This is a genomic window from Streptomyces scopuliridis (assembly GCF_042790125.1).
GTDB classification, from domain to species: Bacteria; Actinomycetota; Actinomycetes; order Streptomycetales; family Streptomycetaceae; genus Streptomyces; species Streptomyces scopuliridis_A.
In genome coordinates this window covers 45,433-59,684 of record NZ_JBHTZS010000042.1, presented here as the reverse complement: position 1 = coordinate 59,684, position 14,252 = coordinate 45,433, and the positions used below count along the sequence as shown (strand labels likewise).

Genomic DNA, 14,252 nt, shown 5'->3' with positions numbered 1-14,252 from the left:
GCGTCGCAGCTCGCGCGAAGCGCGGTGAGGAAAGCAGTCCGGACACGCACCTCCGCAGGCCCCGGCCCCCGGCACCAGCGACGGCCCGCGCAACGACCCCCCGCCGGGAGGCGACCGTCACCCCCCGTACCGCGGATGCACCAGCGTCGACGGCGGCAGCCCCCGCACCCGAGTCCGCTCCACCCCCCGCGCCCCCGCCACCAGCATCGACCCCTCCAGCGATCTCAACCGCGGCGCGTCCCGCGCCAGCCCCAGCCCCGGGTTCGCGCCCACCTCCGCCAGCTCGAACCCCCAGTCGCTCACGGCCGGCGTGCCGTCCTTGACCCGGTCGGGGCCCGCCGCGAAGCCCGAGGGCCACCCCGTCGCGTGGTACGGCGTGGTCCCGAACCCGGCCGCCCGCAACGTCGCGTCCACCGTCCAGTACGTACGCCGCTGCGTCGCCGGCGACCCGGCGTGCACCGCCAGACGTCCACCGTCCGCCAGCACGCGCGTGGCCAGACCGTAGAACTCCTCGGAGTACAGCTTCGTACTCGCCGTCACGCCGGGATTCGGCAGATCCGAGATGACCACGTCATACACCCCGCCCCCGCCCCCGACGCCTCCGGCGTCCCCCGCTCCGCGCAGCCACGTAAACGCGTCCGCGTACACCGCCCTCACCCGCCCGTCCCCGTACACCCCCCCGTTCAGCTTCCGCAGCGCGGGATCCGTGCGGGCCAGCCGGACGACCGCCGGGTCCAGCTCGACGACCGTGACCTCGCGGACGTCCCCGTACCGCAGGACCTCACGCGCGGCCAGCCCGTCGCCCCCGCCCAGGATCAGCACCCGCGCGTGCGGCCCGCGCATCGCGGGATGCACCAGCGCCTCGTGGTAGCGGAACTCGTCGCGCGCGCTGACCCGCAGCCGCCCGTCGAGATACAGCTCCAGCGGCCCGCCGCGACCGCCCGTGATGACGATCTCCTGGACGTCGGTGTGGACGGCGACCCGCACCTGGTCGCCGTAGACCGCCCGCCGCGCCGCCCGTTCGAAGTCGTCCACCAGGACGGCGGCCGTGGCGAGCAGGGCCAGCACCAGCACATTGACGGTCACCAGCACCCAGCGTGAGTGCGCTGTCAGATCGCGCCGGAAGAGCCAGAGGACCAGCCCGCCCCCCGCCACCGCGTTCACCGCGCCCGTCAGCAGCGCGCCCGTCAGCTGGCCCAGCCAGGGCAGCAGCAGGAACGGGAAGGCCAGCCCGCCGACGAGCGCGCCCACATAGTCGGCCGCGAAGAGATCCGCGACCGTCCCCTGCGCGTCCTGCCGGGAGAAGCGCTGGATGAGCGCCATCAGCAGCGGGATCTCGGCGCCGATGAGGACGCCGATGGCCAGCGAGAAGCCGACCAGTGCGTAGTGGGACTCCCCCAGCCATATGAAGCTCGCGTACAGCACGAGTGCGGAGCAACCGCCCAGCAGCGCCAACACCGCTTCCAGCAGCCCGAATCCGAACGCGGCACGGCACCGCAGCCGCTTGGCGAGCAGCGAGCCGACGCCCATCGCGAAGACCATCACCGAGAGGACGACCGACGCCTGCGTGACGGAGTCCCCGATCAGATACGAGGCGAGCGCGACCAGCTCCAGCTCGTACACCAGCCCGCACGCGGCGCAGATGAAGACCACGGTGAGGATCAGGTAACGCCCGGCGCCCGCGCGCACGGGAAGCCGCGCGCCACCTCGGGGCGGCGAGGAGACGGACTGCTCGATCATGTTCGTAACGCTACGTCACGAATTCATTGCGGTTTGTCACCCACATGGGTGCATCTACAGCACGGCAGGCATACGGACCCCCACCCGCGTCCGAGTGACGACCAGGCGGCCTTCCTGCGGATACGCATGCCAGGTACGCCATCGGACCTGGCTGCCGTCGCGCTGCGCCAGCATCGCGGTGAAGGCGTTCGGGTCGCCGGGGAACGTCCCCGCTAATCCGTTCGGGTGGTCGGCTACCAGTGCGAGCAGTTCCTGCGCACGCCCGGCGAACGAGCCCTGGGAGAGCGTCTCGACGCGGGCGGCGAATTCGTACTCCCAGTCCCCGAGCCGTTTGGAGACACCGAGCGGCAGGGGTGTGCTGCTGCCCGGGATACAGGCGACGGTCTCGGAGCAGGTGCCCCGCTCCTCCTCCAGAATCACCTGGTGAGAGGCGCCGAGCAGTCTCAGCTGGAGCCCGGCGCCCGCGAGATCGAGATCGAGGACGGCCAGGGCGGGGACCGGCTCCCGGCCCAACGCCCAGGCCAGATCAGCGGCGCGGGTGTCGGTGTAGGCGGTATTGAGGGTGGTGAGCATGGGTCGGCTCCGCAAACACGCTTGACGGGTGACCGGGGATGTCCCGGACGATGAGCGAGTGGCTTGTGGGGGGAGATCGCCTGCTCGGTTCCGTATCAGGTCCGAGGGCTGAGAAGCTCTCAACAGCGAGGGAAGCACGAAGTACGCGACGCTCACAGCGTTTTTACCCAACTTGAAAGGGTTTCCATCCCCCCGGGGGCCCAAGGGTTCAACTGTTCAACCAAAAACGGTGCGGAAGGCCCGGTTCCGCCGGTCCGAACGGCGGCCGTGAACCGCCAACACGGGGATGCCCGGCGGGAGTTCGTTCCCCACCGGGCATCGTCGTGACAGCGGATCAGCTGCCCCGTGTCAGCTGCCTCCTCCGCCGCAACCCCCGCCACCACCGCCACACGACGAACCACCGCCGCAGGACGAACTCCCGCCCCCGCAGGACACACCACCGCCGGCGTCACCGCCACCGCCGCTGCCGCCGGCCCACCAGCTGCCGCTGGAGCGGCGCTTGGCGCCCCTCTTCTTGAGCGAGGGGCTCGATGTGCGGTTACGCGCCGTACCGAGCGGCTTCTTGCGCTTGTCCCTGCTGCCCACGCTCGCCACGACCCCGACGAACGCGACCGCGACCAGTACGACCACCACTCCTACGCCAACCATCGTCCTCACCGTCTTTCTGTTCCCCCGTCGCGAAGCCCCGCGCCGACGCGCGACCGGCTCCGCACCGACCGGCTTCCCACCTGAACGTGTCGCGTGAACTCACCGCGTGTTCTGGGTGTCCCCCCGGCGCCCCGGGCCCAAAGCCGACTTGAGCAACTCCAGAGGTTCGGCGGAGGATGGCGGCCATGACCAAAGAATGGCTCGGCGGCACCACGATCTTCGCGGAGATGTCGGCGCTGGCCGTACGCACCGGCGCGATCAACCTCGGTCAGGGTTTCCCCGACACCGACGGCCCCGAGGAGGTCAGGGAAGCGGCGGTACGGGCGCTGCGCGAGGGCAAGGGCAACCAGTACCCGCCGGGGCCCGGCGTCCCGGAACTGCGCACCGCGATCGCCGAACACCAGCTGAAGCGCTACGGACTGGCCCACGACCCGGACACCGAGGTCCTGGTCACGGCGGGCGCCACCGAAGCGATCGCCGCCGCGCTGCTCGCCCTGGTCGGCACCGGCGACGAGGTGATCGCGCTGGAGCCGTACTACGACTCGTACGCCGCCTGTATCGGTATGGCCGGCGGCACCCGCGTACCGGTCACCCTGCATCCCCGGGACGGTGCGTACCACCTGGATCTGGACGAACTGCGGGACGCCGTCACCGACCGCACCCGCCTCATCCTCCTCAACACCCCCCACAACCCCACCGGCACGGTCCTCACCCGCGAGGAACTGGCCGCCGTCGCGGAACTCGCCGTCGAGCGCGATCTCCTGGTCGTCACCGACGAGGTGTACGAACACCTGGTCTTCGAGGGCGAGCACGTACCGATCGCGAGCTTCCCCGGCATGCGCGAGCGGACCCTGACGATCAGCTCCGCGGGCAAGACCTTCTCGTTCACCGGCTGGAAGGTGGGCTGGGTGACGGGGGCGCCGGAGCTGGTGACGGCGGTGCGCTCGGCCAAGCAGTTCCTGACGTATGTGGCGTCGGGCCCGTTCCAGTACGCGATCGCGGAGGCCCTGCGGCTGCCGGAGAGCTACTTCGAAGGGCTGCGCGCCGATCTGCGCGCCAAGCGCGATCTGCTCTCGGCGGGCCTGGCGGCAGCCGGATTCGAGGTCTACCGCCCGGCCGGCACCTACTTCGTGACGACCGACATCCGGCCGCTCGGGGAGAGCGACGGCTTCGCCTTCTGCCGCGCCCTGCCGGAGCGGTGCGGCGTGGTCGCCGTCCCCAACGCCGTCTTCTACGACCACCAGAAGCAGGGCGCTCCGTTTGTTCGATTCGCGTTCTGCAAACGTGAGGATGTTCTACGGGAGGCGACGTTCCGCCTGCGGAGCCTGTGAGAACAGTTGTGGAGGTCTTCGGGGGACCTATGAGTACGTCGCAGGTGTGAAGAGGCGGCTCGCTAGCGTGCGGCGGAATCGTCCAACTCCCTGACCAGGAGAACGCTTTGAGCAAACACCGCCTCAACCGCCGAACCCTCTTGAAGACCGCCGGCGGACTCACCGCGGCCATGGCACTGGGCGGAGGGGCCTTCGCCACGGCAGCGTCCGCGGCCGGTACGGCCGGCGACGGCTTCGGGCTGACCATCAAGGAGCGCAACGAGAACGACCCCCGCATGTGGTACTACCGGTTCGCGACCAGCGCGATCGGCTGGAACCCGGCCGTCAACGTCCTGCTGCCCGACGACTACCACACCAGCGGACGCACCTACCCCGTCCTCTACCTGTTCCACGGCGGCGGTCCCGGCCAGGACTTCATCACCTTCGACCGCGACCTCAGGATCCGTGACCTGACCGCCGGCAAGCCGCTCATCGTCGTGATGCCCGACGGCGGGCAGGCGGGCTGGTACTCCAACCCCGTCAACTCCAACACCGGCCCCCGGAACTGGGAGACCTTCCACATCGACCAGTTGCTCCGCTGGATCGACGCGAACTTCCGGACGTACGCCGAGTACGACGGCCGCGCCGTCTCCGGGTTCTCGATGGGCGGCTTCGGCGCGCTGAAGTACGCGGCCAAGTACTACGGCCACTTCGCCTCCGTGAGCGCCCACTCCGGCCCGGCCAGCCTGCGCCGCGACAACAACGCGGTCGCCCACTGGGCCAATGTGACATCCGCGGCCCTGGACCTGGCGGGCGGCACGATCTACGGCGCGCCGCTGTGGGACGAGGCCAGGGTCACCGCCGACAACCCGGTCCAGAACATCGAGCGCTACCGGAACAAGCGGGTCTTCCTGGTCGCCGGTACCAGCCCCGACCCGGTCAACTGGTTCGACACGATCAACGAGACCCACGTACTCGCCGGCCAGCGCGAGTTCCGGGCGCTGCTCGGCGACGCCGGTATCCCGCACGAGTGGCGCGAGGAGCCCGGCGGACACTTCGTACGCCCCGAGCGGCTCACCGACGACATCAACGGCGTCATCGCGCGGCTCCGCAAGGCGGCGTAGTCCCGCCGCGGGTGGGCACGTGCGTGCGTACACGTGCCCACCCCAGGAGGCGTGGCTCAGGCGTCCTCGGGCTTCTCGTCGCCCGGCTCCAGGCCGAACTGCTCGACGAGCCACTTGTCGAACTCGATCGACGCGCGCACCCAGCTGACCGTGGACGACACGAAGTGCTCCAGGCTGACCCCCATGCCGATCAGCATCTGGGCCTCGCCGATGAGCCGGACGGTGGGAGGACCGTCACCCTCCTCGTGGACGTGGGTGTAGACCTTGGGCCACAGCGTGCGGCGGTTCCAGTCGTCGATCGCGTCGAGGACCTTCGACTTGTCCGTGATCGGGTGCGGCCGGTCGTAGAACGTCCGCACCGAGAAGACCTGCTGGTCGTCCTCGCCCCGGAACATGAAGTACGTACGGAATTCCTCCCACGGCGCCGCGAGGTCGCCCTCGTCGTCGACGACGTACTTCAGCTCCATCTGTTCGAGGAGCTGCTTGACCAGATCCTGGTCGGGGACGACGGGGCCCGCCGGTCCTGCACCCTGCGGTTGGGGCTGGCCCCCGAAATTCGGAATCGAGGACGGGTCGATGCTCACCGTGTATTTCCCTTCGTACGGTTCCTTCCATCCTCCCCCATAGCGGGGAGGCTCTGGCAACCCCGGCCCGCCGATCCGGCACACAAGATCCGGTGCGCACCATCTGCGCGCAGGATCCGGCGCGCAGCTTCCGGCGTACAGGCGCGCAGCTTCCGGCGTACACAGGGGCCGGCAGGCGCCCACGCGCCTGCCGGCCCCTGTCCCGGCCGTGCCGGAGTCCCGCTGCTACAGCGTCTTGCCCGTCGGCTCCGCGGACGCCGCGCCCACGATCAGGCCGTCCTCGAAGCGGTCCACCCGGACCGTGTCGCCGTCCGTGACCTCGCCCGCGAGGATCTCCTTCGCGAGCCGGTCGCCGATCGACGTCTGGACCAGGCGGCGCAGTGGCCGGGCTCCGTAGGCCGGGTCGTTGCCCTCGTCGGCGAGCCATTCCAGCGCCGCCGGGGTGACGTCCAGGGTGAGCCGGCGTTCCGCGAGGCGGCGGGCCAGGCGGTCGATCTGGAGCTTGGCGATATGGGCCAGTTCGTCGCGCGAGAGGGCGGAGAAGACCACCAAGTCGTCCAGGCGGTTCAGGAACTCCGGCTTGAAGGAGCTCCGTACCATCTCCAGGACCTGCTGCTTCTTGGTCTCCTCGCTGGTCAGCGGCTCGACCAGGTACTGGCTGCCGAGGTTCGACGTCAGGACGAGGATGGTGTTGCGGAAGTCCACCGTCCGCCCCTGGCCGTCGGTGAGCCGGCCGTCGTCCAGGACCTGGAGCAGGACGTCGAAGACCTCGGGGTGCGCCTTCTCCACCTCGTCCAGCAGGACCACGGAGTACGGGCGCCTGCGTACGGCCTCGGTGAGCTGGCCGCCCTCCTCGTAGCCGACATAGCCGGGAGGCGCGCCGACCAGCCGGGCCACCGAGTGCTTCTCGCCGTACTCGCTCATGTCGATACGGACCATGGCCCGCTCGTCGTCGAAGAGGAAGTCCGCGAGCGCCTTGGCCAGCTCGGTCTTGCCGACACCGGTCGGGCCGAGGAAGAGGAAGGAGCCGGTGGGACGGTCGGGGTCCGCGATGCCGGCGCGGGTACGGCGTACGGCGTCGGAGACGGCCTGGACGGCCTCGCTCTGGCCGATCAGCCGCTTGCCCAGCTCCTGTTCCATGCGCAGCAGCTTCTGCGTCTCGCCCTCCAGCAGCCGGCCGGCCGGGATGCCGGTCCAGGAGCCGACCACATCGGCGATGTCGTCCGGGCCGACCTCCTCCTTGACCATCGTGTCCTTGGCGGCCTCCTGCTCCGCCTCGGCGGCTTCCTCCAGCTCGCGCTCCAGGCCGGGGATCTCGCCGTACAGCAGCTTGGAGGCGGTGTCGAAGTCGCCGTCGCGCTGGGCGCGCTCGGCCTGGCCGCGCAGGTCGTCCAGGCGTTCCTTCAGCTCGCCGACGCGGTTGAGGCCCTGCTTCTCCTTCTCCCAGCGGGCGTTGAGGCCGCGCAGCTCCTCCTCGCGGTCGGCGAGATCGCGGCGGAGCTTCTCCAGCCGCTGCTTGGAGGCGGGGTCGGACTCGTTCTTGAGCGCCAGCTCCTCCATGCGGAGGCGGTCGACGGAGCGCTGGAGTTCGTCGATCTCGACGGGCGAGGAGTCGATCTCCATCCGGAGCCGGGACGCGGCCTCGTCCACCAGGTCGATGGCCTTGTCGGGCAGGAAGCGCGAGGTGATGTAGCGGTCGGAGAGCGTCGCGGCGGCGACCAGCGCCGCGTCCGCGATCTGCACCTTGTGGTGGGCCTCGTACCGGCCCTTGAGCCCGCGCAGGATCGCGATGGTGTCCTCGACGGTCGGCTCGGCGACCAGCACCTGCTGGAAGCGCCGCTCCAGCGCCGCGTCCTTCTCGATCCGCTCGCGGTACTCGTCCAGCGTGGTCGCGCCGACCATCCGCAGCTCACCGCGGGCCAGCATCGGCTTGAGCATGTTCCCGGCGTCCATCGCGGAGTCGCCGCCCGCGCCCGCGCCCACGACGGTGTGCAGCTCGTCGATGAAGGTGATGATCTGGCCGTCGCTCGACTTGATCTCGGAGAGAACGGTCTTGAGCCGCTCCTCGAACTCACCGCGGTACTTGGCACCCGCCACCATCGCACCGAGGTCCAGCGAAACCAGCCGCTTGTTCTTCAGCGACTCCGGCACGTCGCCCTTGACAATGCGCTGAGCGAGCCCCTCGACGACGGCGGTCTTGCCGACGCCGGGCTCGCCGATGAGCACGGGATTGTTCTTCGTACGGCGTGACAGCACCTGCACCACACGCCGGATCTCCTGGTCCCGGCCGATGACCGGGTCGAGCTTGCCCTCGCGGGCGGCGGCCGTGAAATCCGTACCGAACTTCTCCAGGGCCTTGTACTGACCCTCCGGGTCGGGTGTGGTCACCCGGCGCCCTCCCCTCGTCTTCTCGAACGCGTCCAGCAGTCTCCTCGCGCCCGCCCCCTGCCGGTCGAGCACCTCCCCGGCCTGGCCGCCCTTGGCCGCGATCCCGATCAGCAGGTGCTCGGTGGAGAGGTAGTCGTCCCCCAGCTCCTTGGCCCGCTGCGCCGCGTCGTTGATGACGGCGAGCAGCTCGCGGTTGGGCTGCGGGGGCGCGACGGTGGAACCGGTCACGCTGGGCTGTGCGGCCAGCAGCCGCTCCGCTCCGGACCGTACCGCTGCCTGGTCCGCCTCGACGGCGGCCAGCAGATCGGTGATGTTCTCGTTGTCCTGGCCTTCCAGCAGCGCGAGCAGCAGATGCGCGGGGGTCAGATCGGGATGCCCGCCGGCCACGGCCCGGTTGGTGGCGGCATTGATCGCATCCCGGCTCTTGTTGGTCAGCTCGGCGTCCACGTGCGCCCTCTCCTCCTCTGCACAGACCTCGGGTCTCCGTCCGACCCTGACATCGAGAACGTGCGCAAAGTTGAGTCTATTCCACTCAAGCCTGAATCGGGGCCGCTCTCCCGGGTTTCCGGGCGGGCCGCTATCTCGGGGGTTTCCGCGCGGGCCGCCCTCCCAGGGTTTCCGCGCCCCTCGCGCCCTCCCGCGCCCTCCGGCGCCGTCCCGCACTCTCCCCCGGCTCGCGGGTCACCCGTTCTAGGCTTCCGGCATGGCCCACGACGTACGCGATCCCAGCCCCGATTTTCTCGCCTTCTGGCGCGAGCGCCTTGTCTGCACCCTCACCACCCCGCGTCCGGACGGCAGTCCGCATGTGGTGCCGGTGGGCGTGACGTACGACCCGGAGGCGGGGCTCGCCCGCGTCATCACCAGCAAGAGCAGCACGAAGGTCGCCAACATCCTGGCGGCGGGCCCGGAGGGCGCGCGGGTGGCGGTGTGCCAGGTCAAGAAGGGCCGCTGGTCGACGCTGGAGGGCCGCGCGACGGTCCGTACGGAGCCGGAGGTCGTCGCGGACGCGGTGAGCCGCTACACGGAGCGCTACGGCCGTACGCCCTCACCCAACCCGGACCGGGTCGTCATCGAGATCGCCCTGGAACGGGCGCTCGGCCGCGGCTGACCGCGAGAGCCGGGAGGCCCGGCGCGCACACGCGAGCCCGCACGCGGAAACGCACGCGGGCAGCACAACGGCGCCATCGTGTTTCAGGTCCACGATGGCGCCGCTGTGTGGGGGAAGCGCCCGAGCGATTTACAACGACGGGGGAATCGCTCAGGCGCTGCGGGGGGTGGCGATGGTGGTATTCGATCCGACCAGCTGGTGGTCACGCTGGTCGAGGTTGACGAAGATCATGTCGTACCGGATGGCACACCGGACCGGCTGCGGAGCCCCCCGCGGCCTCCGAAGGCAGCGGTAGGCACGGACGTCCTCGTCCTCCTCGCGTACGACGACAATCGGCTCTCCGAAGAGGGTGACCATCAACGAGTCGCCACGGTGAGGAATAGCGGTGACGAGATCGATGAAGTGCCACCCCGACCGGTAGGCCGTGGCCATCTCGCGCCGGAAGACCCGGTCGTCCGGCGGGACAGTCATGCGCTTACATCGGCCGGCGAGCTCCCCCAGCCGCTGTCCGGCGGTTCGTTCGCCGCCGTGGAGCCCCAACCACTGTCATTCGAGTTCGTGCCGCTGCCCCAGTCACTGTCGGCCGGTGCACTGCCCCAGCCACTGTCCGACTGGCCGGCCTGAGGCGCGAATCCCCAACCACTGTCCGCGCCACCCAGAACCCCGTAAGCCACGACCGCGGAGAAAGCTGCGGCAAGCACCGAGCGAAGCAATCTCTTGTACATAGTCGGCTTCGTCCTCACTTGATGGATTCCTCTCCCCCGCGTCACAAGACGATGGCTCATTCAGGCACGTCAATGCCACAGGGCCGATGCATCATGTTCCTGTACGTTCAGGACCCTGGGGGGTGGAGATTTGCCTAAGATCATTCCAAAACCGACACATCCCCATGCTGTGACCGCGCTGTGCGACGAGGGAGCGCACCTTTACGCCAGCGCCCTGAGCGCCGGGCGCATCTCCCGCGCGGAGGCGGAGGAGGCACCGTGCCTTCTCGAATTTGCTCTTTTGCACCCCGATCCGGACGACCCGAACTGGCTGCGCCCTGTCCCGCCGTCCGTCGCGCTCGCGCAGCGACTCCATCCCATCGAGCGGGAGATCCTGGACCGGAGGCGCCTCTCGAATGATCTAACAGAATCCTTTGAGCCATTCATGGCGATCAGCGCACTGAACCCGGCCCCCACCCACTCGATCACCGTTCTGGAGGGCTTCAACCGGATCAACGCCGCTCTCAATCTCGCCACAGCCGAGTGCCATACGGAGATGCTCACGATCCAGCCCGGAGGCGGCCGACGCGAGCACATTCTCAGTCAGGCGCTGGAGCGGGACCGGCCACTGATCGACCGCGGCGTCAGCATGCGCACGCTCTACCAGCACACCGTCCGGCACAGCCAGGGCACCATGGCCTATGTGGACCGCATGGCCAGCGGCAAGATCGAGATAAGGACCCTGGAAGAGCTGATCGAGCGGCTCATCATCTGCGACCAGACCGTGGCCTTCATACCCGCGCGCGACGACCAGCAGGTCGCCCTGGAGCTGCGCCACCCGGGCCTGGTGACCTATCTCGTCAAGGTCTTCGAGCAGCTCTGGCGGCGCGCCACGCCCCTCAACGAGCAGGTTTCGTACGAGCCCACCCCGGTCGGCATCACTGGCCTCCAGCGGACCATAGCCAAGCTGCTCGTCGAGGGACACGTCGACGAAGCCATCGCCCGTCGCCTGGGGATGAACGTACGAACCTGCCGGGCCCATATCGCCAAACTCGCCAATACGCTCGGCAGCGGCAGTCGCGCCCAACTCGGCTACCTCATCGCGCACTCGGGAATCCTGGACGAAGAACACTGAGCCGGAGAGCCGCGGCGGCGGCGATCGGTGACGGACGCGCACCCCCGGGCAGCCACTGAAGCAGTGAACCAATTGAACCGTTTGCTTGAGATTGCCGTTTCGGAGCACACCGGTCAAGCGGAATGCGACTGCACTGATATGCACTGCGGAATCGCGCAGGGAGGAACAAGTGGGGGAAAAGAACATAGCCTCACATAAGACGCCGGCGTTCGACATGTCAGAAGAGGCGCGTGCCCTGCTGCACCGGCTCGTCCAGGGCGATCAAGTCGATGGTTCCGAGCCCGGCCGCGCGGAGTTGGCCGCCCTCGGCCTCGCGGTGCACAACCCGCAGTACGACCGATGGGGCTCGGCGGACATGTGGCACGCCGAGCAAACCGCCCTGGCGGAGGAGCGTGCCGCCATCGCCCATCACCTCCACCGCATGGACCAACTCTCCGAGCTGCACAGTGAGTTGAGAAACGCGGAGTCATCGAGAGGTGACGGTATCGAGTTCCTCGACGGGAACGAACTGGTCACCGCCGCCATCATGCAAGCGGTCGATTCGGCGAGGCTCCAGATCTGTACGGCGCATCCGCAGAACAGAAGGCCTGAGACGCTACGAGCGGTGGTCACCTCCGAAATCAAGCTCCTCCAGCGTGGTATCGCGCTGCGCACGATCTATCCGGACACCGCTCGCACTCGATCCGCGGAACAAGAATGGGCCGCGGAGGTAAGCAAGCACGGCGCAGCGGTACGTACCCTCGCCACCGATTTCGAGCGCATGATTCTGGTGGACAACAAAGTCGCCATAATTTCCGACCACCGGGGCGGGACCAGCGCGAACGCTGCCTTCAAGGCGACACACCCCGGCTTGTTGGCCTTCTTCCGCCATATCTACGACCAGCAGTGGGAGCGTGCCGAGCCCTGGGCGGGCGGCCGTTTTCTACGAAATGCGGAGACAGTCACGACGGGCCGGTCCCGACGCATCCTCAACAAGCTGCGAGAAGGCCGCACACTCAAGCAGATCGCCACGGAGCTGGGCGTCAGTCTGCGCACCGTCAACAGCGATCTGAACAAGCTCTACGAAGCCGTGGGCGTGGACACCCAGTTCGCGCTCGGTGTGTGGTGGAGCTCCGAGGCCGCCGCGGACGAGCGCAAGCTCGGCTGACCGGCCCGCTCCGACCGCTCGGCACCGCAGCACCTCGGCAACGCGACACCACGGCACCACGGCACCACGACAACGCGAAACGCCCGGCCGGGAATCCCCGGCCGGGCGCCCGCCCACTCACGCACGTCTCAGTCCGTCGGCCGCTTGGGCCGCCACACCACCAGCGCGCTCGCCTGCTGCACGTCCTGGTACGGCACCAGGTCCCGGCGGTACGAGGCGTGCACCTGCGCCTCGCGCTGGCGCATCGCCGTCGCCGCGCCGTCCACCGCCGCCGACAGCTCGGCGACCCGTGCCTGGAGCGCGGCGACCTGGTTCTCCAGCTCGATGATCCGCTTGATGCCGGCCAGATTGATGCCCTCGTCCTGCGACAGCTGCTGCACCTGGCGGAGCAGCTCGATGTCACGGGCCGAATAGCGGCGTCCCCTGCCCGCCGTACGGTCCGGGGAGACCAGACCGAGGCGGTCGTACTGCCTGAGCGTCTGCGGGTGCAGCCCGGAGAGCTGTGCCGCCACCGAGATGACGTACACCGGCGTTTCCTCGGTCAGCTGATACGCCCTGGTGAACGATGAAGACTGCCGCCGCCGCCCGTCCATGAGGTCATGCTCCCTTCGCCGCCTGGAACAGCTCCGCCCGCGGATCCTCGGCCGCGGTCGCCTTCCGGTAGGCCTCCAGCGCGTCCCGCGCGGGCGCGTCGAGGTCCTTGGGGACGACGACCTCGACGGTGACCAGCAGGTCGCCACGGGTGCCGTCCTTGCGTACCGCGCCCTTGCCGCGGGCGCGCATCGTACGGCCGTTGGGTGTCCCCGCCGGAAGCTTGAGCGTGACCGCCGGACCGCCCAGGGTCGGCACCTTCACCTCGCCGCCGAGCGCCGCCTCCGTGAACGTGACGGGCACGGTGACCGTGAGGTTGTCGCCCTTGCGCCCGAAGACCGGATGGGCGTCGACATGGACGACGACATACAGATCGCCGCCGGGGCCGCCGCGCTCGCCGGGAGCGCCCTTGCCGCGCAGCCTGATCCGCTGCCCGTCGCTGACGCCCGCCGGGATACGGACCTGCATGGTCCGGGAGGACCTGGCGCGCCCGCTGCCCTTGCAGACCTCGCACGGGTCCTGGGCGATCAGCCCACGGCCCTTGCAGTCCACGCACGGATCGGTCAGCGAGAAGCCGCCGCCGGAGCCCCGTGACACCTGTCCGGTGCCCACACAGGTCGGGCAGACCCGCGGTGTGCCGTTCTTGTCGCCGGTGCCCGAACACGCCTTGCAGGGCGCCTGGCTGGACATCCGCAGCGGGACCGTGGCCCCGTCGACCGCCTCGGTGAAGCTGAGCGTCACCTCGGACTCGATGTCCTGGCCGCGGCGCGGCTGTGTACGGGTCCCGGCGCCGCCTCGGTTGAAGAGCCCGCCGAAGACGTCCCCGAGCCCGCCGCCGAAGCCGCCGGCGCCGGGTCCGCCCTGGGAGCCCCCGGGGCCGCCGCCGAAGAGGTCCCCCAGGTCGAAGTTGAACGAGCCGTTGCCCCCGGCACCGGGACCGGGCCGGAACCCGCCGTTGCCGAAGAGGGCGCGGGCCTCGTCGTACTCCTTGCGCCGCTTGGGGTCGCCGAGGACGTCATTCGCCTCGGAGATCTCCTTGAAGCGCTCCTCGGCCTTGAGGTCGCCCTTGTTGGCGTCCGGGTGGAACTCGCGGGCGAGCTTCCGGTACGCCTTCTTGATCTCGGCCTCGGTGGCGTCCTTGGGGACGCCGAGAACCTTGTAGTAGTCCTTCTCCACGAAGTCCTTCGTGCTCATTCCCGA

General features: G+C 69.3%; 13 protein-coding genes. 5 read left to right on the top strand and 8 right to left on the bottom strand.

Going from position 1 to position 14,252, the window contains the following annotated elements:
• Window positions 1-117: 117 nt before the first annotated feature.
• The 3 genes from ACFRKB_RS35915 to ACFRKB_RS35905 form a co-directional block, all read right to left on the bottom strand.
• Window positions 118-1,740, bottom strand: coding sequence for a polyamine aminopropyltransferase (locus ACFRKB_RS35915; RefSeq protein WP_383110806.1), 1,623 nt, complete (start codon window positions 1,738-1,740; stop codon window positions 118-120).
• Between the two features lie 54 nt (window positions 1,741-1,794).
• Window positions 1,795-2,313: a DUF2617 family protein gene (locus ACFRKB_RS35910; RefSeq protein ID WP_365974788.1), complete on the bottom strand. Its 519-nt coding sequence runs from the start codon at window positions 2,311-2,313 to the stop codon at window positions 1,795-1,797.
• Window positions 2,314-2,661: 348 nt separating this feature from the next.
• Window positions 2,662-2,961, bottom strand: coding sequence for a hypothetical protein (locus tag ACFRKB_RS35905; RefSeq protein ID WP_383110805.1), 300 nt, complete (start codon window positions 2,959-2,961; stop codon window positions 2,662-2,664).
• A 176-nt stretch (window positions 2,962-3,137) separates the two neighbouring features.
• On the opposite strand from ACFRKB_RS35905, the gene ACFRKB_RS35900 reads away from it, so the two are divergent.
• On the top strand, window positions 3,138-4,292 hold the full coding sequence (locus tag ACFRKB_RS35900; RefSeq protein ID WP_383110804.1) for a pyridoxal phosphate-dependent aminotransferase: 1,155 nt from the start codon (window positions 3,138-3,140) through the stop codon (window positions 4,290-4,292).
• Window positions 4,293-4,462: 170 nt separating this feature from the next.
• On the top strand, window positions 4,463-5,395 hold the full coding sequence (locus ACFRKB_RS35895; protein WP_383110811.1) for an alpha/beta hydrolase: 933 nt from the start codon (window positions 4,463-4,465) through the stop codon (window positions 5,393-5,395).
• A gap of 56 nt (window positions 5,396-5,451) precedes the next feature.
• Here ACFRKB_RS35895 and ACFRKB_RS35890 read toward each other — a convergent pair whose 3' ends face one another.
• Window positions 5,452-5,979, bottom strand: coding sequence for a type III secretion system chaperone family protein (locus tag ACFRKB_RS35890; RefSeq protein WP_383110803.1), 528 nt, complete (start codon window positions 5,977-5,979; stop codon window positions 5,452-5,454).
• Window positions 5,980-6,204: 225 nt separating this feature from the next.
• Window positions 6,205-8,814, bottom strand: coding sequence for an ATP-dependent chaperone ClpB (gene clpB / locus ACFRKB_RS35885; protein ID WP_383110802.1), 2,610 nt, complete (start codon window positions 8,812-8,814; stop codon window positions 6,205-6,207).
• Window positions 8,815-9,070: 256 nt separating this feature from the next.
• Between clpB and ACFRKB_RS35880 the strand changes: the two genes are divergently transcribed.
• Entirely contained in the window at window positions 9,071-9,475 is a 405-nt protein-coding gene (locus ACFRKB_RS35880) for a pyridoxamine 5'-phosphate oxidase family protein (protein ID WP_365974782.1), read from the top strand.
• A 150-nt stretch (window positions 9,476-9,625) separates the two neighbouring features.
• Here ACFRKB_RS35880 and ACFRKB_RS35875 read toward each other — a convergent pair whose 3' ends face one another.
• Window positions 9,626-9,946 carry a Rieske (2Fe-2S) protein gene (locus ACFRKB_RS35875; RefSeq protein ID WP_030353182.1) on the bottom strand — a complete coding sequence of 107 codons (321 nt, stop codon included), beginning with the start codon at window positions 9,944-9,946 and terminating at the stop codon, window positions 9,626-9,628.
• Between the two features lie 369 nt (window positions 9,947-10,315).
• Between ACFRKB_RS35875 and ACFRKB_RS35870 the strand changes: the two genes are divergently transcribed.
• Window positions 10,316-11,314, top strand: a complete 999-nt coding sequence (locus ACFRKB_RS35870) for a helix-turn-helix transcriptional regulator (RefSeq protein ID WP_383110810.1) — start codon at window positions 10,316-10,318, stop codon at window positions 11,312-11,314.
• A 169-nt stretch (window positions 11,315-11,483) separates the two neighbouring features.
• A complete protein-coding gene (locus ACFRKB_RS35865; RefSeq protein WP_383110801.1) occupies window positions 11,484-12,461 on the top strand; it encodes a hypothetical protein in 978 nt (325 codons plus the stop codon).
• 128 nt (window positions 12,462-12,589) lie between these two features.
• Here ACFRKB_RS35865 and ACFRKB_RS35860 read toward each other — a convergent pair whose 3' ends face one another.
• On the bottom strand, window positions 12,590-13,054 hold the full coding sequence (locus ACFRKB_RS35860; protein ID WP_030353175.1) for a heat shock protein transcriptional repressor HspR: 465 nt from the start codon (window positions 13,052-13,054) through the stop codon (window positions 12,590-12,592).
• A gap of 4 nt (window positions 13,055-13,058) precedes the next feature.
• Window positions 13,059-14,246: a molecular chaperone DnaJ gene (dnaJ, locus tag ACFRKB_RS35855; RefSeq protein WP_365974779.1), complete on the bottom strand. Its 1,188-nt coding sequence runs from the start codon at window positions 14,244-14,246 to the stop codon at window positions 13,059-13,061.
• Window positions 14,247-14,252 lie beyond the last annotated feature (6 nt).